Source organism: Ensifer sp. NM-2, from assembly GCF_003024455.1.
Classification (GTDB): Bacteria; Pseudomonadota; Alphaproteobacteria; order Rhizobiales; family Rhizobiaceae; genus Ensifer; species Ensifer canadensis.
Genome location: NZ_PVZR01000175.1, coordinates 1 through 383, shown reverse-complemented (window position 1 = coordinate 383; position 383 = coordinate 1). Strand labels below are relative to the sequence as shown.

General features: G+C 65.8%; 1 protein-coding gene. It reads left to right on the top strand.

Annotation, left to right across the window (positions count from 1 at the left end; translation table 11 throughout):
- Positions 1–383: aldehyde dehydrogenase family protein (locus tag C6558_RS39355; protein ID WP_146161035.1), on the top strand; the 383-nt coding region annotated here is incomplete at both ends.

The following is a 383-nucleotide window of genomic DNA, read 5'->3' as shown; positions in this document are numbered from 1 at the left end:
ATTCTCCATCGCGCCGGCCTGCCGAAGGGCGTGCTGAACCTGGTGATGGGCAAGGGCTCGGTCGTCGGCCAGACGATGCTCGACAGCCCCGACATCCAGGCGATCACCTTTACCGGCTCGACCGGCACCGGCAAACGCGTGGCACTGGCCTCGGTCGAGCACAATCGCAAGTACCAGCTGGAGATGGGCGGCAAGAACCCGTTCGTGGTGCTCGACGACGCCGATCTTAGCGTTGCCGTCGAAGCCGCCGTCAACTCCGCCTTCTTCTCCACCGGCCAGCGTTGCACCGCGTCGTCGCGGGTGATCGTGACCGAAGGCATTCACGACCGGTTCGTGGCGGCGATGGGCGAGCGCATGAAGGGGCTCACCATCGACGACGCGCT